Source organism: Sphaerimonospora thailandensis, from assembly GCF_016863115.1.
GTDB classification, from domain to species: Bacteria; Actinomycetota; Actinomycetes; order Streptosporangiales; family Streptosporangiaceae; genus Sphaerimonospora; species Sphaerimonospora cavernae.
Window position 1 is genome coordinate 40787 of record NZ_BOOG01000020.1, and the last position, 18834, is coordinate 59620.

Here is an 18834-nt window from a genome sequence, read left to right on the forward strand (position 1 = left end):
GACGCACCAGGATCCCCAGGACCCCCAGGACCCCCAGCACGCGCCGCACCGAATACACCACCGGCCTCGTCGACCCCGTCCTTGATCGGAAGAAGACCGCCGGAGCCGACGAGACCTTTCGCCGAGCACTGCCAGACGTCTCGATCTGCGCTCCCCCTCCGGCCGTCCGCTCCCCTACTGATCGTTTCTTTACGGCGGCTTTAGCAGATCATCGGTAGTTATCTACCGTGTAGGTAACAAAATCATCACGTCGGGGGGACGAGAATGCTCAAGGTGGTGCCACCGATCGGCCAGGTAAGGGACATCAGGTCCGCGCTTCGCCGCAGGCCCGGCCGGATCCGCGACAGGAAGATCGTCGATTTGCGGGCCTACACCGGTGCCAATGTGATCCGGTTTCCCCGGACCTCAGGGCCGACCTCGGCGGCCTGACCCGGCAGGGCTCCGGTCGCCCATGCCGCATTGGGCCGGACCACGCTCGAGGCCGCCGACGCGAAACAGGCCCGCGTCGGCGGTCGGCCGTGTGAAAACTGGTTGAATGTCACTTCGTGAGCGATCTGTCGACAACCGAGCGCACGCGGCATCGGCGGCTGCGAGAGCAGGGCCGTACCGACCGGGAAGCCCTGTTCGAGGTGCTGCGGGCGGGCTTCGTCTGCCACCTCGGCGTGGTGGTGGACGGCGACCCGATGGTCGTGCCCACCGTGTACGGGTTCGACTCCGGTCATCTCTACGTGCACGGATCGGTCGCCAGCCGCAGCCTCGAATACGGCATCCGCGATGGCGAGAGCGGCGGCGACGGCCAGGGTCACGGGTCCGCTGTGTGCGTGACCATCACCCACGTCGACGGCCTCGTCCTGGCCCGGTCGGTGTTCGAACACGGCGTGAACTACCGCAGTGCCATGATCTACGGCGTGCCGCGCGTCCTGGAGGGCGACGACAAGCTGGCCGCTCTCCGCTGCCTCACCGAGCACATGGCGCCCGGCCAGTGGGAGTACGCGCGGCAGCCCAATCGTAAGGAACTGGCCGCCACCAAAATCCTCGCGATCCCCCTGGACGAGGCCTCCGTCAAGGTACGGCAGGGCCACCCGGACGACGCGGACGATCCGCATGACGTATGGGCAGGGGTGCTGCCACTCGCGACGACATGGCAGGCCCCGATCACCGATCCCCTGGCGACCCGTCCTGTCCCCGAACACATCCGCCGCCACTCCGGCCCCCTTCCCTGAGCGGCGCCGCGACCCTCGACCACCTGATCACCCGCTGGCGGCGAGCGGTCGACGGAGTGATCGACGGGGCGATCGAACAGGCCGGGCGGACCCGGGAGATCCTCGATTTCGCTTTCCTCACCGCCCCGGCATCCACGCTTTCCACAAGCGCCACCCGGATGCCGGATGGATGGTGCAGGATGTATTCGTGAGGCCTTCCTCAGCGGTCGTGCAGCCGGATCGAGAGCTCGTCAAGGAGATTCTTGACGAGCTGGAGCTCGATCCCACCTTCGACGAGCACGGCGATCTGGCGATATCCACCCCCCAGCTCACGATCTACTTCCTGTTCGGATCCGCGGGCGACATATTCACGGTTCGCACGTTCTACACCAGGCGTTACTCAGTGGACGAGAAGCGGGTCCTGCTGACCGCCCTCAACGAGTGGAACGCGGACCACATGTGGCCGAAGGTCTACACGTTCACCCGGGACAACGGGGTGACCCGGGTCATCGGCGATTCGGAGCTCTACATCGGCGCCGGAGTGACCGGGGAGCACCTGACCACCGTGATCGCGCACTGGGTGAGATTCGCGATCAAATTCCACCGCTGGCTGACCGATCGCCTCGCCTACCAACTCGACTGAGGCCCCGGTCGGTTGAGGCCCCGGTCGGTTGAGGCACCGGTCGGCAGCGCCGATAAGGTGATGCTCCGCATCCCCCGCCCCCGCGCACGACCTGGCCGGAGTAGGACCAGTTGCCTGAAGGACACATCATCCACCGGCTCGCCGCCGAGTACGGCAGGCACTTCTCAGAACCGGGAACCCCGATCGGAGCGAGCAGCCCCCAGGGCAAGTTCTCCGATGGCGCCGCGCTGCTCGACGGGCAGCGCATGGACGCGACGGATGCCCACGGCAAGCATCTCTTCCTGGGTTTCGGCCCGATGGGCTGGGTGCGGATCCATCTCGGCCTGTATGGAAGGGTCGCGTTCGGCCCTGCTCCCGTCCCTCTCCCGGTCGGCGCCGTACGGCTCCGCCTGACGAACGGCGCGAGCTACGCCGACCTGCGCGGCCCCACCGCCTGCGAGCTGATCACTCCTGAGGAGAAGGAGACGGTGCACGACCGGCTCGGCCCGGACCCGCTGCGCGATCAGGACGATCCCGAGCGGGCATGGCGGCGGATCTCCCGATCCCGCGGCCCGGTCGCGGCCCTGCTCATGGACCAGAAGGCGATCGCGGGCGTGGGCAACGTCTACCGGGCCGAGGTCCTCTTCCGGCGCGGCATCGACCCCTACCGTCCCGGGCGCGACCTCGACCGCGCCGAATGGGACGCCATCTGGTCGGACCTGGTCGCCCTGATGCGCGAGGGCGTACGGCACGGCCGGATCGACACGGTACGACCGGAGCATACGCCCGAGGCCATGGGCCGGCCGCCTCGGGTCGACGACCACGGCGGCGAGGTCTACGTGTACCGCCGGGCCGGGCAGTCGTGTCACGTCTGCGGCGGCGAGATCCGCACCGCGGACCTGGAGTCGCGCAACCTCTTCTGGTGCCCCGCCTGCCAGCCCCGCTGACGAACCGGTGACACGCGGATGGGGCGGAGCCCCGGCCCTCGCCGGTTCTCCGCCCCCTCCGTCGGCTCGCTCAGCTGCAGCCGCTGGTGCTGCCGCAGCCCTCGCAGACGTAGCAGCTTCCCGCCGGACGCATCTTGGTCCCGCAGGTCATGCACAGCGGGGCGTCGGCCGTACGGCCCTGGTGGCTCTCCAGAGACGTGCGAGACTCCTCCGTGGATGGTGACTCGGCCGTCCGTGCGGGCTTCTTCTCCTCGATCGGCGCCGACTGGGCCAGGGCCGCGGTGTCCACGACCTCGCTGAGGGCGGCCGGGTCCTCACCGCGCTGCTCGGCCATACGCTCGGCCGCCGACAGGACGCCCAGCGCGGCGCGGTCCTCGTACGACAGGTAGTCGAGGGCCAGCCTGCGGAAGATGTAGTCCATGACCGACTGCGCCATCCGGACGTCCGGGTCGTCGGTCATCCCGGCCGGCTCGAACCGCATGTTGACGAACTTCTGGACGTAGCTCTCCAGCGGCACGCCGTACTGCAGGCCGATCGAGATGGCCACGGAGAACGCGTCCATCACGCCGGCGAGGGTCGAGCCCTGCTTGGACATCTTGAGGAAGACCTCGCCGAGGCCGTCGTCGGGGTAGGACGAGGCGGTCATGTACCCCTTGGCGCCGGCCACGGTGAAGCGGGTGGTGATGCTCGGCCGCTGGTTCGGCAGCCGGCGGCGGCGCGGACGCGGCACCTCGACGACCTGGACGGCCGGCTTCTCGTCCTTGGCCTCCGCCTCATCGGACGTCTTCTTGGCGGCCGAGAGCGGCTGTCCGACCTTGCAGTTGTCCCGGTAGACGGCGAGCGCCTTCAGCCCGAGCTTCCAGCCCTCCAGGTAGACCTGCTCGATATCGTCCACACTGGCCGATTCGGGAAGGTTGACCGTTTTTGAGATCGCGCCGGACAGGAACGGCTGGGTAGCCGCCATCATCCGGACGTGGCCCATCGGGGCGATGGCCCGCTCGCCCATCGCGCAGTCGAACACCTCGTAGTGCTCCCGCTTGAGGCCGGGGGCGTCCACGACGTGGCCGTGCTCGGCGATGTACTCGACGATCGCCTCGACCTGCTCCTTCTGGTAGCCCAGCTTCCGCAGCGCCCGCGGGATCGTCTGGTTGACGATCTGCATGGAACCGCCGCCGACGAGCTTCTTGAACTTGACCAGCGCCAAATCGGGCTCAATACCCGTAGTGTCACAATCCATCATGAGCCCGATGGTGTTGTGGCTCACCATGCCGTTCGCGACATACGTGACGTTGTCCGGAACCGAGAGGTCATAGGTCGGCTGCACGCCGCCGTCCTCGTTCACGGCCACGGTCTCGAACGCATAGCCGAGCGCATGGGCCAGCCTGGAGTCGAGCGTCTCACTGAAGAGGAGCTTGGCGGTCATCCGGGGAACGCCGGCCGTCCTGCGGATCGACTGGAGCACCGCGTCCCGCGATCGGTGCCCCTTGGGGACCAGTTCCTCCCAGACCACCCTGGGGAGATGCACGTAGTCCTTCTTCGCCGAACGGTCCGGCTCCAGGAAGGCCAGAAGGCTCGCCTTCCGCTCCCCGATGAAGCCGATGATCTCGTCGAAGTTCAGGGCATGGTCGACGTTGCGGAGCCGTACCTGGAAGATGTCACCCCCGAACCCGCTGACGGTTTTACGGGTCGTCGTGATCAGCCCGAGCGCGAGCAGCAGCGTCCGGATCTCGCCGGCGAACGACTGAGACGCGGTCGAAATGCTGGGCACTCCCTCAAGGACGGTCCCGTCGGCCTCGAACAGCCCTCGGAGGAACGCGGCGTAGGTGGCCGCGTCATTCGTCTCGAGTACGGCGGACGGCACACGAGGAGTCCAGCCCTTCCCCGAGTGGTCCACCCCGGGAAGGTCCTTGGCGAAGCCGGACGCCTGCCACCAGCGCGCCAGCCTTACGGACTGGAGGACGACCTCGCGGTACCCCTCCCTCTGGGTGACCACGGGCTCCAGGTTGAACAAGCCCTTGGAGAGGATCCGCAACCGCTCGACCACGTCGAGGTCGGTGTCAGCCACGCAGAGGCGAATGCCCTTAGCATGCAGGCTGCCGTCGCCCATGAAGTAGCCCACCAGTTCGGCGAGCTCGTCCGTCACCACGTCAGGCACTGTAAGGTCGCGGTCCCCCGCGTAATAAGCCTGGTCGAGCACGGGCAGTGGGACCTCACGAGGATCTCCGACCAGCGTCCGGAGCTGCATCGGCAGCACGTCCCCCTCGGCGAGGTCGGCGAGCCGCTTCCAGACCCATTCGCCGCTGGCCCGATCGACCACCTTGACGCGGTGGGTGAGCGTGCCCTGGATCCGGTATCCGCCCTCCGTCCGGATCAGCCGTGTGGGCTCCTCTCCGTTGACGAAGAACTTCGTCGCACGACGAGGCCCCTCGTCGGTGGAGACCGTCATGTCGAGGTCCTGCCAGCGGTCACCGTACACGTTGCCGATCTCCGACAGTCGCGCCAAACCGCGGTCTGTAGTGACCAGAGTGTCGCCCGTGAGGCAGCCGGTGGGCGCCAACAATGAGGCTTGTGCGTTCCTATATCCGTTTTTCTCTCCGATGCGCAGGCAGTCCTGCCACTGGCGGGTTGCCTCGCCATGGATGGCCTTGTCCATGTCGTCGAGCGTGCGCAGGTCGTCGTTGGCCGCCGCGTGCTTGCGCATGACCCGCTTGTGCGGCTCCGCGTTGCGCTGGTAGCCGTCGTACGGCCCGACGATCCCGGCGAGCTCGGCCGAGCGACGGTAGGACACGGCGGTCATCAGCGAGGTGATCGCCGCGGCGATCGCCCGGCCGCCTTCGGAGTCGTACGCGTGGCCGGTGGCCATGAGCAGCGCGCCCAGGTTGGCGTACCCGATGCCGAGCTGCCGGTACGCCCGGCTCGTCTCGGTGATCTTCTCGGTCGGGAAGTCGGCGAAGGTGATCGAGATGTCCATCGCGGTGATGATCAGCTCGGTCAGCTTGACGAAGTCCGCGATGTCGAAGGCGCCGTCGTCACGCAGGAACTTCAGCAGGTTGATCGACGCGAGGTTGCACGAGGAGTTGTCCAGGTGGAGGTACTCAGAGCAGGGGTTGCTCGCGGTGATGCGCCCGGTCTCCGGACAGGTGTGCCAGTCGTTGATCGTGTCGTCGTACTGCAGGCCGGGGTCGGCGCACTCCCACGCGGCCTGGGCCATCTTACGGAAGAGGCCCTTGGCGTCGACCTCCTCGATGACCTCGCCGGTCAGCCTGGCCCGCAGGCCGAACCCGTCACCGGCCTCGACCGCCCGCATGAACTCGTCCGAGACGCGGACCGAGTTGTTGGCGTTCTGGTACTGCACGGACACGATGTCCTTGCCGCCCAGGTCCATGTCGAAACCGGCGTCGCGCAGGGCGCGGATCTTGTCCTCCTCCCGCGCCTTGGTCTCGATGAACTCCTCGATGTCCGGGTGGTCGACGTCGAGGACGACCATCTTGGCGGCCCGGCGGGTCGCGCCGCCCGACTTGATCGTGCCGGCCGAGGCGTCGGCGCCGCGCATGAAGGAGACCGGGCCGCTGGCCGTGCCGCCGCTGGACAGGAGCTCCTTCGACGACCGGATGCGGGAGAGGTTGATCCCGGAGCCGGAGCCGCCCTTGAAGATCACCCCTTCTTCCTTGTACCAGTCGAGAATCGCCTCCATCGTGTCATTTACGGACAAAATGAAGCACGCCGATACCTGCTGAGGGGAGGCGGTGCCGACGTTGAACCACACGGGGGAGTTGAAGCTGAAGACCTGGTGGATCAGGGCGTGCTTGAGCTCGTGATCGAAGATCTCCGCGTCCTCGTCGGTGGCGAAGTAGCCGTGCTCGACGCCGGTCCTGGTGTAGACGCCGACCACCCGGTCGACGAGCTGCTTGAGGCTCCACTCGCGCTGCGGGGTGCCGACGGCGCCGCGGAAGTACTTGGTGGTCACGATGTTGGCCGCGTTGACCGACCAGAAGTCGGGGAACTCCACACCGCGCTGCTCGAAGTTGACCGAGCCGTCGCGCCAGTTCGTCATCACGACGTCACGGCGCTCCCAGCGGACCTCGTCGTACGGATGCACTCCGGGAGTGGTGAAGACTCGCTTGATCTTCAGCCCCTTGCGCGAACGCCTGCTCCCGCGATCCCCCGCGCCGGTCGCGGTGCCGTTCGCGATCTCCGTCATGACTTCCCCCTTCTAGGGGCCCGTGGAGCCCCTTCGTGTCGGACCACGTGCCTGCCCTGTTCAGACTGCTCAACCACTGAGACTGCTCACCCGCGCTGCCCAACCACGCCATGACCACATCGTCGCGCTGCCCTGCGGCCTCGGATCGGGCTATCGCCCGTCAGCGGCGGCTCGCGCGACTCTGAGCTGCTCGATCTCCGCCTCGAAGTCGGCCAGCGTCTCGAATCCGCGGTAGACGGAGGCGAAGCGCAGGTAGGCGACCTCATCGAGATCCCGTAGTGGGCCGAGGATGGCCAGTCCCACCTCGTGCGAGGGGATATCGGCCGCTCCCGTGGCCCGGATGGTCTCCTCCACCCGCTGCCCGAGTTGGGCCAGCGAGTCCTCGCTGACCGGCCGCCCCTGGCAGGCCCGCCGCACCCCCGCGATGACCTTGTCGCGCGAGAACGGCTCGGTGACCCCGCTGCGCTTGCTCACCATCAGCAGCACGGTCTCCTGCGTGGTGAACCTGCGCCCGCACTGGGGGCAGGAGCGCCTGCGGCGGATGGCCGCTCCGTCCTCTGTCGATCGGCTGTCGATGACCCGCGTGTCCGGATGACGACAGAACGGGCAGTACACGCCATCGCCTCCCTCAACGCGTCCCTTGGCACCACATAGCGTGAAACCACAGGTCTGAAACCACGGGTTCAACCACAAGGTCTAGGGAACTTACACCGATGTGACTACTAGATGTTGTGGTCCAACCGTAGGAGTGCCCGACCTTGAACGCAAGTTGGCGAGCACATCGGAATCGAAGTCCCTGTTCACCTCGGCGTGTCGCGGCAGACCCCCCGGACCGGCCGACCATACCCCGGCCGCGCCCCCGCGACATCCCCGACGGCACTCCCGGCCGGCGCCACGGGCGGACTCCCAGGCGGCCCGGTCGTCGAGGCCGCGAAACACTCGAGACGCGAGTCCGGAAATCACCGCGACGCTTTCCTTATCCCTCCCGACATCCCTCCCCTTCGCGAACGAATGCTCAGAAGAAGGGAAATCTAGAAAGTCGAACACGATGTCGATCGAACTCCCGTACGATGTGACGGAACGCCAGGATCTGCGATTTAGCCAAAAATCGAACAATTGTTTGATGATGATCTTGAATCGCGGTACGGTCGCCCTGAGCAGTGCAGAAACCCTGAGCAACGCAGGGAACACGGATTGAGAGGTGGCATCGTGAGTGACCGAAGCGCCAAGGCGGATGACGCAGGCGACCTCGCGGTTCGCAGGCGTGACTCGCTTGGCCTCACCCCGAGGCAGCGCAAGATCCTTGAGGTGATCCGGGATTCGGTCCAACAGCGCGGCTATCCGCCGTCGATGCGGGAGATCGGGGAAGCGGTCCATCTGACCAGCACCTCGAGCGTGTCACACCAGCTCACGGCGCTCCAGCGTAAGGGGTATCTGCGCCGTGACCCGCACCGCCCCAGGGCTCTGGAGGTCCGGCTGCCCGGCGAGCCGGTCCTGTGGGTCGACCCGGACGCCGCCCAGGAGGAGGGGGGCTTCAACCGCCCCACCGCCGCCTTCGTACCGCTGGTCGGCCGGATCGCCGCGGGCGGGCCGATCCTCGCCGAACAGAGCATCGAGGACGTGTTCGCGCTGCCGAAGCAGCTCGTCGGCGAGGGCACGCTGTTCCTGCTCCAGGTGTCCGGCGATTCCATGATCGAGGCGGCGATCGCCGACGGCGACTGGGTCGTCGTGCGGCAGCAGCCGGTGGCGGACAACGGCGACATCGTGGCCGCGATGATCGACGGCGAGGCCACGGTGAAGACCTTCAAGCGCAAGGACGGGCACGTGTGGCTGATACCGCACAATCCGAACTACGAGCCCATCCCCGGCGACGAGGCCACCGTCCTCGGCAAGGTCACGGCGGTCCTGCGCAAGCTCTAGGCACTCCCCGGCCGTTTTCCCTTGGACTTCGCGGTGCGAGCGCGCCGCGAAGCAACGGATTAGGGTGGTCCCGTGACTTATGAGTGCGATGTGCCGGATGACGTGGATCGGCATGGCCGGGATTTACATGGCCTGGACTCGCTCAATGTGACCGCCTGCCGTACCCGTGACGGGATCAAGTGGGGGGTCGTTCCCCCGGATGTGATCCCATCATGGGTGGCCGACATGGACTTTCCGATCGCCGATGTGATCAGGGAGGCCATCGCACGCCGCGCCGCCACCGACCTCGGCTATCCCACCTGGCTGGAGCAGCCCGGCTGTGGCCCGCTGGCGGACGCCTTCGCCGAACGCATGGAGAGCCGGTACGGCTGGCGCCCCGACCCCGCCCACGTCAGGACCTACACAGATCTCAACCAGGCGCTTCAGGTGCTGCTGCATCTGACGACCCGGCCCGGCGACCCGATCGCGCTGCACATGCCGGCCTACAACTCGTTCCTCGAGACGCTCCGAGACATGGGCAGGCGGGTGCTGCCGATCCCGATCGGGCCGGACGGCCGATTCGAGGTGCCGGACGAGCCCGCGCCCGTGCTGCTCCTGATCAACCCCCAGAACCCCTCGGGCCGTGTCTTCACCCAGCCGGAGTTGGCCGCGCTGGCCGAGTACGCCGAGCGTCACGACGCACTTGTGATCTCCGATGAGATCCACGCCGACCTCGTCTACTCCCCCGCCCGTCATATCCCCTTCGCCACGATCCTGCCCGAGCGCACGGTCACGCTGACCTCGGCGTCGAAGGCCTTCAACATGGGCGGCGTCCACTGCGCGATCGCCCACATCGGGGCGGAGGCCGTACGGACGGCCCTGGACGGCCGGCCTCCGCACATCTACGGTGCGCCGGGCGCGCTGGACGTCGAGGCGACGGTCGCGGCCTGGCGGCACGGCGATCGGTGGCTGGAGGAGGTCCTGCGGATCCTGGACCGCAACCGGCAGCTGATCGCTGAGCGGCTCCCCTCTCGAGTCGGCTACCGGATGCCCGAGGGGACCTATCTCGCGTGGCTGGACCTGTCCGCGTACGGGTCCCCGGTGGCGACGGACGCCGCGGGTTTCCTGGAGCGGGAGGCCCGGGTCAAGGTCGGCCCGGGCCCCCTCTACGGCGGCGGCGATGCCTTCGTCCGCCTCAACTTCGGGACGTCAGAGGCGATCCTGGAGGAGATCCTGGCCAGGATCTCCTCCGCTCTCGCCTGACGGGTCACGGCAGCGGCGGCAACTCGGGCGGGGTCGCCGGTTGCCTGTCCTCCAGCGCCGCCAGGGCCAGCTCCACCGCCCGGGCCAGTTGCGGGTCCCGTCCGGCGACCAGGTCCTGCGGCGTCACGATGACCTCGACGTCCGGGTCGACACCGTGGTTCTCCACGCCCCACCCCTCGCCCTCCAGCCAGAACGAGTACCGCGGCTGGGTGACGACGGTCCCGTCCACCAGCGAGTACCGCGAGTCGATGCCGATCACACCGCCCCAGGTCCGCGTGCCCACGAGCGGCCCGATGCGGCGGTTCTTGATCCCGGCGCTGACGATGTCCCCGTCCGACCCGGCGAACTCGTCGGTGACGGCCACGACGGGCCCGCGAGGTGCGTCCTCCGGGTACCGCGTCGGCTCGTACCCCCGGGCCAGCGACCACCCGGTCACCCGCCGCTGCAGCTTCTCCAGCACCAGCTCGGAGACATGACCGCCGCCGTTGTCGCGGACGTCCACGATGAGCCCGTCGAAGTCCATCTCGGCACGCAGGTCCCGGTGGAACTGCGCCCACCCGGTGGCCACCATGTCCGGCACGTGCAGGTAGCCGAGCCGCCCGCCCGACGCCTCACGCACGAACACCCGCCGTCCGGCCACCCAGTCGTGGTACCGCAGCTGCGTCTCGTCGGCGATGGGCGTGACGACGACCCGACGGGTCTCGCCGCCGGAGCCGGGCCGGACGGTCAGCGCCACGGGCCGCCCCGCCGTACCGGACAGCAGTGCCAGCGGCCCGCGGACCGGATCGACCGGGCGCCCGCCCACGGCGACGATCGCGTCGCCCTCCCGGACGGCGACGCCGGGCGCGAGCAGCGGCGAGCGGGCCTTGTGATCGGAGGACTCCCCGGGCAGGATGCGGCTGATCCGCCATATCCCGCTCTCGCCCCGGGCGAGGTCGGCGCCGAGCAGGCCCTGACGGCGCCTGGGATCGCGGGCGGTGCCGTTTGGCCGCGCATAGGCATGGGAGGTGGCCAGCTCGCCCTGGACCTCCCAGAGCAGGTCGATCAGCTCGGAGTAGGCGCCGATCCGCTCCACGAGGGGGGCGTAGCGGTCGAGCGTGCCCGGCCAGTCGACGCCGTTCATGTCCGCGCGCCAGAAGTGGTCACGCATGAGCCGCCCGGCCTCGTGGTAGGCCTGCCGCCACTCCGCGACCGGGTCGATGGTCACGGCCACCCGGTCCAGGTCGATGGTCACGACCTCGTCGTCCTCTCCGGTGGCGCGGGTCTGCAGGCCGCCGCCGCCGGTGGCCACCAGGCGCGTGCCGTCGCCGCTCACCTCGAAGGCGCCGAACTCGCCGTCCAGCTCGGTGACCTTGCGCTTGGCCAGGTCGTAGCGTTCCAGGACCGGCGCTCCGGGCTCGGTGCCGTCGCCGAGCTGCCCGCCCAGTGGGTGGCACAGCCACAGCAGGCCGTCCTTGGCGGCACGCAGGTTGGAGTAGGTGCCGGCGGGTACCGGCACGGGCACGATCCGCGCCGCCAGCCCGTCGGCATCCACCTCGGTCATCGGCGGCGCCTCGGACTTGCCGTCGTTCTTGGCGGCCTTCCTGCCGTCGTTCTCGGCGTCCGAAACGGCGTCGTCCTCCCCGCCCCAGCCACGGCCCGCGAGGGAGGGGGCGAACGGCGAGGGTGTGGTGGCCTTGAGCGGCACCAGGTACGGCCGGCAGCCGGCGGGGAAGGACAGATCGAAGACATGGGCGTCGTAGACCGGGTCGAACGTGCGGTCCGACAGGAAGGCCAGGTATCTGCCGTCCATGGTGAAGGACGGGCTGTAGTCGTTGAAGCGCGGCGGCGTCACCTCGATCGGCGGCACCGCGATCGAGGTGCCGCCGTCCACGCGGGCCAGCTTGAGGTGGCAGCGCTCGGCCTGGTAGGCGTGCGCCCAGGCGAGCCAGGCCGAGTCCGGCGAGAACGTCAGGCCCTGCACGTCGCCGTGGGTGGTGCGGTCCAACTCGCGGACGTTCCCGGAGTCGAGGTCCACCACCAGGAGCCGCCCGTCGTGGGTGGCGACCGCGACGTGCTCGCCGTCCGGGGCGGCTGCCAGGTCGAGCACCCGGCCGATCTGACCGGCGCCCAGCGTGCGGATCTCACCGCCCGGTGTTCCGAGTTCCAGTGTTCCGGTTTCCAGGGTGCCGATCTCCAACGCGTCCTCTCCGGAGGCGTCCGACACCCAGACGGCCCGGCCGGCGTTGCCGAGCGGCCGCGGCAGCCGTACCCGGACTCCGGGCTCGGCGCGCAGCACCCCCGCGGGGCCGTCGCGGTGAGTCAGCCAGTGGGCGGTGCCGCGGATCTCGACCGCGCTGGCCCGCCCGGTGCGGTCCGGCGCGAAGCCGCCGACCCTGCTCGGCGCCGGCCGCCTGGCCCTGGCCGGGCGCGGCCCGCCCAGGGTGATGTCCAGCTTGTACGGCTCGGCTTCCAGGCTTTCCAGCAGCCAGAGGTCGCCGCCGAAGCCGTAGACGACGCGTGAGCCGTCTGATGCGGCATGGCGCGCGTAGAAGCCGCGGTGCGTGGTGTGCCGCCGCAGGTCCGAGCCGTCGGGCAGGCAGGAGTAGAGGTTGCCGTCGCCGTCGGTGTCGGCGAGGAAGGCCATCCGCTCCCCCACCCACATGACCGACCAGTGCTGGGCGGGGTTGTCGGCGAACAGGCGGGTGAACTCGCCGTCGCCCGTGGCGTCCACCCAGATCTTGGCCGCGGTGCCGCCGCGGTAACGCTTCCACTGCGACGGCTCGCGCCACACCGCTGAGACGGTCGCCACCCTGGGGCCGCTGACCGCGGCCTCGCTGACCCTGCCGTACGGCAGCGCCGTCGCCGGGCCGCCGTCCAGCGGAACCGCGTGGGCCCACAGCCGGGAGCGTGAGCCGTGGCCCGCGGCGGTGACCGCCAGCACGTTCCCGTCCTCGGTCCAGCCGCGCACACCCGTCGTGGCGTTGCCCCAATGTGTGAGCCGCTCGCTCTCGGCGCCTTCCAGATCGGCGGAGAACACCTCGGGCTCGCCCTCGCGAGTGCTCGTCCACGCGATGCGCGTGCCGTCGGAAGAGAACCGCGGGTGAGCGACCGCGACCCGGTCGGCCGTGAACCGCCAGGCCCTGCCACCGTCCACGGGCGCCAGCCAGACGTCGTCATCCGCCACGAAGGTGAGAAGGTCACCATTCAGGTGGGGGTATCTCAAGTATGCGCCATTTCCCACATCCGCACTTTACGCGGCGTGGGAGGTCCGGCGGCGACCACTTCCGGCGAGCTGTGATGTCCGCGGAGCGCGCGGCCGCGCCGTACCGGATCTTCCCGGGTACGGCGCGGCCGCCCTTTTCAGCAGGTCGCAGGGGTTGGCAGGTCGCAGCGCTCAGCGGGTCACAGCGCTCAGCGGGTCACGGGACGATGTTGACGAGCTTCGGCGCGCGGACGATGACCTTGCGCGGCGCCCCGTCCAGGTACGGCCGGACCTTGTCGGAGGCGAGGGCCAGCGACTCCAGCTCGGCCTCGGCGATGTCCGGTGCGACGTCCAGCCGGTCGCGCACCTTGCCCGCCACCTGGACGACGCAGGTGACGGACTCCTGGACCAGCAGCGCGGGGTCGGCGACCGGCCAGCCCGCCGTGGCGACCGACGGCGCGTGGCCGAGCCGCTCCCAGCCTTCCTCCGTCGTGTACGGCGCGGCCAGCGAGAGCATGACGGCCAGGGTCTCGGCGGCCTCGCGCACCGCGGGGTCGGCGGCGCCCGGCCCGGAGTCGATCGCCCGGCGGGCGGCCGTGGTCAACTCCATCATGCGGGCCATCGCGACGTTGTAGCGCTGCGACTCGATCAGCCGGGTGACCTCGTCGATGGTGCGGTGGGTGACCTTGCGCAGCTCCTGGTCGCCCGCCGCGAAGCCGGCTCCCGGAGCGGAGGCCGCGCCGGCCTCGGCCATCACGCGGTAGGCGCGGGCCAGGAACTTCTGCGAGGCGGCCGGGGAGACGTCGGCCCAGTCGATGTCGTCCTCCGGCGGCCCGGCGAACAGCATCGTGAACCTGACCGCGTCCACGCCGTACGCGTCGATCTGCTCGCCCAGGTCGACACCGTTGCCCAGCGACTTGGACATCGCCTTGCCCCGGTTGATCACCTGACCCTGGTTGAGCAGGCGCAGGAACGGCTCGGTGAAGTCCACCATGCCCATGTCGTACAGGACCTTGGTGAAGAACCGCGAGTACAGCAGGTGCAGCACCGCGTGCTCGACGCCGCCGACGTACTGGTCGATCGGGCCCCACTCGCGTACGCGCTCGACGTCGAACGGGCCGTCGGTGTAGTCCGGGTCGCAGTAACGCAGGTAGTACCACGAGGAGTCGACGAAGGTGTCCATCGTGTCGGTGTCCCGCCTGGCGGGGCCGGAGCACTTGGGGCAGGCGACGTTGACCCACTCCTCGGCGCTCGCCAGCGGGGAGACCCCCTTGGGCGCCAGCGCCTCGCCGCGCATGTCGGGCAGCGTCACCGGCAGTTGGTCGTCGGGGACCGGGACCTCGCCGCAGTCGGGGCAGTGGACGATCGGGATCGGGGTGCCCCAGAACCGCTGCCGCGACAGCAGCCAGTCACGCAGCCGGAAGTTGACCGTGGCCCTGCCGGTGCCCCGCTCACCCAGGATCTCGATGATCTTCTGGATCGCCTCGACCTTGGGCAGACCGTCCAACGGCCCGGAGTTCACCAGCGTGCCCTCGCCGGGCGTGGCGACGCCGGTCTCTCCCGGGTCGGCCAGGCCGGTGTGCACGACGACCTTGACCGGCAGGCCGAACTTCCGCGCGAAGTCGAGGTCGCGCTGGTCGTGCGCGGGCACGGCCATGATCGCGCCGTGGCCGTAGTCGGACAGCACGTAGTCGGCCGCCCAGACCGGGATGCGCTCGCCGTTGACCGGGTTGATCGCGTAGGTGCCCAGGAAGACGCCGGTCTTCTCCTTCTCCGTGGACAGCCGCTCGATGTCCGACAGCTTGGCGACCTGCGCCTTGTAGGCGGCCAACGCCTCCCGCTGCTCCGGCGCGACGATCTCCTCGGCCAGCGCGGCGTCCGGGGCGACCACGAAGAAGGTGGCGCCGTACAACGTGTCGGGCCGGGTGGTGTAGACGGTGACCGGCTCGTCGCGGCCCTCGATCTCGAACTGGACGTCCGCACCGGTGGAGCGGCCGATCCAGTTGCGCTGCATGGTCAGCACGCGCTCGGGCCAGCCGCCCTCAAGCTGCGCCATGTCGTCGACCAGCCGGTCGGCATAGTCAGTGATCTTGAAGTACCACTGGGTCAGCTCGCGGCGGACCACCTCGGCGTCGCAGCGCTCACACCGCCCGGCGACGACCTGCTCGTTGGCCAGCACGGTCTGGTCGACCGGGCACCAGTTGACCAGGCCGCCCTTGCGGTAGGCCAGCCCGCGCTCGAAGAAGCGGATGAACAGCCACTGGTTCCAGCGGTAGTACTCCGGGTCGCTGGTGTGCAGCCGACGCGACCAGTCGAAGGACACGGCGTACCGCTTGAACGAGTTCGCCTGGGTGTCGATGTTCGCGTACGTCCACTCGGCGGGGTGGGCGTTGCGCCGGATGGCGGCGTTCTCCGCGGGCAGGCCGAAGGAGTCCCACCCGATCGGGTGCAGGACGTTGTAGCCCTTCTGGAACCAGTAGCGGGCCAGGACGTCACCGATGGCGAACACCTCGCCGTGACCCATGTGAAGGTCACCGGAGGGGTAGGGGAACATGTCGAGCATGTACCGGCGCGGCCTGGGGTCCACGGGGCCCTCGACGGCGGCGAAGGTGTCCAACTCCTCCCACCGCGGCAGCCACTTGGCCTGCAGCGCCTGGGGGTCATACACCGGTTCGTCCACTTCCACTCCTCGCCCGGCGGCTGGTACATCAGCTGTCACAGCATCAGATGTTCGGATCCCCGCTCCGCGAGATCCCCGCTCCGGCACGGGGACACGTCGGCGGCCCGAGATCGCGGGCTGCCCGAACAGGGTGGCGGAGCGTCAACAAAGACTAGCGCAGGCGGCAACCGGATCGCCGACGACCAACCCGGGCTGACGTCGCAAGTCAAGCTACGATACCCGATGGTGACAGATCCGTTGTGACCTCTTATGTCCCATTAGTTTACTGTCTTCGCTGTGGCCGATACCTACCCGCCGTCGGGCCTGCCGATGCAGGACCCGCCCACCGACCCCTCGGGCGAGCAGTTTCGCGGGGCATTCTCCGGTTTCCCCGCGACACCCCCCTCGTCACATGAGACCATGCCAGGCACCCCTAATCCGGGCATGATCGCGGGAGGTAGCATGCCGCCGGACCACAGCGAGCCGCAGCGAGCACCCGCGTGGCCCGAGATTCCCCGCTCGGACCCCGGCGGCTCGCCCTTCACGCCCACGGTCCGGTCATTCATGGCGGCCTCACCCCACTCCGGCCCGGATCAGTCCGGGCCAGGTCAGCACGGGCCAGGTCAGCACGGGCCAGGACGGGCCGGGGACCCCGACCGCACCGCGCATATCGACTACCAGGGACACAACGGCTACCAGGGACACGACGACCACCGGCGGCACAACGATCACCAAGCCACCCGCCCTCGGCCACGCCCCCAAACCGGCCAACCGCAATCCGGCCAACCACAATCCGGCCACCCCCAGACTGGCCACCCCCAGACTGGCCACCCCCAAACCGGCCAACCGCAGGCCGCCCGGCCACAGGCACCTGCCGGACCGCCGATGGCGCCACCGCCTCCCCCGCCGCCGGATGATCCGTACAAGCCGTTCGTGACGGCGGGTCAGATCAGCGGGCCGAAGACCCCGCCCGCGCACCGGCAGCAGGAGCTGTGGAACACGGTCTTCGGGGAGAACTACGACGCCATCGACGAGTACGAGGACGACGAGGGCGGCCGTCCGGTCTGGCTGTTCGCGCTGGGCGGCTCGGTGCTCGTCGCGCTGGTCGGAGTGCTGGTATGGGCGTTCGTCGCCGGCCCGCTCAGCTCGTCCAGCGAGGCCGACGCCGAACCGGCCAAGCCGTCCGCCAAGCCGTCCCCCTCGGTGGTCGCGAAGCCGCAGTCGCGCTTCCCCACCCTGCCGAGGTTCAAGGGCACGGCCTCGCCCGTCAGCGGCGTCATCGCCGACCAGACGGGCCGGATCATGGTGCCCAAGCTCGGCGGAAAGTGGCGGCTCGATCCGGACAACCAGACCGTTCAGACCAAGTACGGATTCACCGCCAGGCAGTACGTCCCGGGGGTCCCGGGAGACCAGGAGGCCCAGGTGATGTGGGGCCCGCTGTCGCAGTCGCTGGCCGCGAAGTACACGACGCCGGACAAGCTCGGCCCGGTCGTCAACGCGGTGGCCAAGTACGCGCGGCAGGCGCTGCTCCCCAGGGGCAACCGGGCCACCAAGATCGCCCAGCAGAAGCTGACACGCAAGGGCAGGACCGGCCTGCTGTCCGCCTACAAGATCACTTCGGGAGTCGATGAGACGACCATCGTGGTGGCGGTGCTGGACACCGGCGGCGAGTTGCCCGCCGTCGTCTACATGGCGGTCCCCGAGACTCAGGGCGACCTGCTGCCCGACATCAACACGATCTTCCGGTCGATTCGCCCGACCGGGCAGTGAGCAGGGCGGAGTAGGGCGGGGGCAGGGCGAACCTTTCGGCGAGTTGAGCCGTCCAACCCTGTGTTGACGCCGAAAGGAAGAATTGATGAACTCGCGCATCCTGCCCGGCCTCGCGCTGGCCGCCGCGCTCACGATCCCTGCGGTGGTCACCCCGGGGGCCGCCCTCGCCGGCACTACCTCCGCTCACACCTCCGCTGCCGGTGCGGCGGCGCCGAAGCCGCTCGCGGGGGTCGCCGTCTACCTGAGCTACGGCAAGGGCTATCCGATCAGCCGCTACGAGCCGGGCAGGGGCTTCACCAAGCTGGGCGGTGCGCCGGACACGTTCCAGTTCGCCGCCTCCCCGGACGGCGAGAAGCTCGCCTGGATCACGATGGACGGCAGGGTTCACGTCAAGGCCGGGCGCTCGGCCAAGGTCGTGGCCAAGGGCGCCGGCGCCGGCGCCCCCTGCGCCACGCCGGTCTGGTCGCCCGACTCCGCGCATGTGGCGTACCTGGGCAGGAGCAACGCCGACGCCTCGCCACTCATGATCGCGAGGGCGGACGGGACGGGCGCCCGCAAGGCGGGCAAGACGCGCGGCGTCTGCCATCTCGCCTGGTCGGGTGACGGGTGGCGTCTCGCGGGGTACGCCGGGACGACCGAGGGCGTCTACACGCTCGACCTGAAGTCCGGGAGATCCGTGCGAGCCAAGGGCGTCAAGCTGGCCAACCACGTGCAGAGCCTGTCGCCCGACGGCAGGAAGGTCGTGGTGCACGCGCTGTCGCCGGCCGCGCCCGGGGGCGACGGGGTCTGGCCGACGGCCTTCAACCCGACGATCGTCGACACCGTCACCGGCAAGCGCGTGCCCATCCCGGTGAAGGGGACCAAGCTGGGCGCGTTCTACCTGGAGGACGGCCGCCTGGTGGTCCGCGTCGCGGGCCGCGCGCACAACACGTGGGTCGTGCTCGACTCGGCCGGCCGGGAACTGCAGCGGCTCGCCGAGCCCGCCCAGGCACGGAGACTCGGCCTACTCCAGATCGTTAGGTGACTTGCATCACAGAGTGTGATACCTACCGGTAGGTATGGGCCATACGGCACATAGCGCCGGAAT

At 69.2% G+C, this 18834-nt stretch carries 12 protein-coding genes; 7 read left to right on the forward strand and 5 right to left on the reverse strand.

The window, feature by feature from the left end; all coding sequences use genetic code 11:
- The first annotated feature begins 545 nt into the window (after positions 1–545).
- The 3 genes from Mth01_RS11955 (at position 546) to Mth01_RS11965 (ending at position 2771) form a co-directional block, all read left to right on the forward strand.
- Positions 546–1223 carry a pyridoxamine 5'-phosphate oxidase family protein gene (locus tag Mth01_RS11955; protein ID WP_239089593.1) on the forward strand — a complete coding sequence of 226 codons (678 nt, stop codon included), beginning with the start codon at positions 546–548 and terminating at the stop codon, positions 1221–1223.
- Between the two features lie 187 nt (positions 1224–1410).
- Positions 1411–1845 carry a YbjN domain-containing protein gene (locus Mth01_RS11960; protein WP_204015875.1) on the forward strand — a complete coding sequence of 145 codons (435 nt, stop codon included), beginning with the start codon at positions 1411–1413 and terminating at the stop codon, positions 1843–1845.
- Between the two features lie 110 nt (positions 1846–1955).
- On the forward strand, positions 1956–2771 hold the full coding sequence (locus tag Mth01_RS11965; protein WP_204015876.1) for an Fpg/Nei family DNA glycosylase: 816 nt from the start codon (positions 1956–1958) through the stop codon (positions 2769–2771).
- A 70-nt stretch (positions 2772–2841) separates the two neighbouring features.
- Here Mth01_RS11965 and Mth01_RS11970 read toward each other — a convergent pair whose 3' ends face one another.
- The gene (locus tag Mth01_RS11970) at positions 2842–6972 is read right to left on the reverse strand and encodes a vitamin B12-dependent ribonucleotide reductase (protein WP_204015877.1); all 4131 of its coding nucleotides are present in this window, start codon (positions 6970–6972) and stop codon (positions 2842–2844) included.
- A 150-nt stretch (positions 6973–7122) separates the two neighbouring features.
- Complete coding sequence (gene nrdR, locus Mth01_RS11975) at positions 7123–7587, reverse strand: transcriptional regulator NrdR (protein WP_204015878.1); 465 nt, start codon at positions 7585–7587, stop codon at positions 7123–7125.
- 591 nt (positions 7588–8178) lie between these two features.
- On the opposite strand from nrdR, the gene lexA reads away from it, so the two are divergent.
- Positions 8179–8892 (forward strand): transcriptional repressor LexA, encoded by a 714-nt coding sequence (gene lexA, locus Mth01_RS11980; protein WP_239089604.1) that lies wholly within the window; start codon positions 8179–8181, stop codon positions 8890–8892.
- Positions 8893–8964: 72 nt separating this feature from the next.
- Complete coding sequence (locus tag Mth01_RS11985; RefSeq protein ID WP_239089594.1) at positions 8965–10134, forward strand: MalY/PatB family protein; 1170 nt, start codon at positions 8965–8967, stop codon at positions 10132–10134.
- Positions 10135–10138: 4 nt separating this feature from the next.
- On the opposite strand, the gene Mth01_RS11990 is transcribed toward Mth01_RS11985, so the two are convergent.
- The 3 genes from Mth01_RS11990 to Mth01_RS12000 form a co-directional block, all read right to left on the reverse strand.
- On the reverse strand, positions 10139–13300 hold the full coding sequence (locus tag Mth01_RS11990) for a S41 family peptidase (protein WP_239089595.1): 3162 nt from the start codon (positions 13298–13300) through the stop codon (positions 10139–10141).
- 235 nt (positions 13301–13535) lie between these two features.
- Positions 13536–15998, reverse strand: coding sequence for a leucine--tRNA ligase (leuS, locus tag Mth01_RS11995; RefSeq protein ID WP_204015881.1), 2463 nt, complete (start codon positions 15996–15998; stop codon positions 13536–13538).
- 552 nt (positions 15999–16550) lie between these two features.
- Positions 16551–16709, reverse strand: coding sequence for a hypothetical protein (locus Mth01_RS12000; RefSeq protein ID WP_204015882.1), 159 nt, complete (start codon positions 16707–16709; stop codon positions 16551–16553).
- A 153-nt stretch (positions 16710–16862) separates the two neighbouring features.
- Between Mth01_RS12000 and Mth01_RS12005 the strand changes: the two genes are divergently transcribed.
- A complete protein-coding gene (locus Mth01_RS12005; protein WP_204015883.1) occupies positions 16863–17747 on the forward strand; it encodes a hypothetical protein in 885 nt (294 codons plus the stop codon).
- 85 nt (positions 17748–17832) lie between these two features.
- Complete coding sequence (locus Mth01_RS12010; RefSeq protein ID WP_204015884.1) at positions 17833–18771, forward strand: hypothetical protein; 939 nt, start codon at positions 17833–17835, stop codon at positions 18769–18771.
- Positions 18772–18834: the final 63 nt, after the last annotated feature.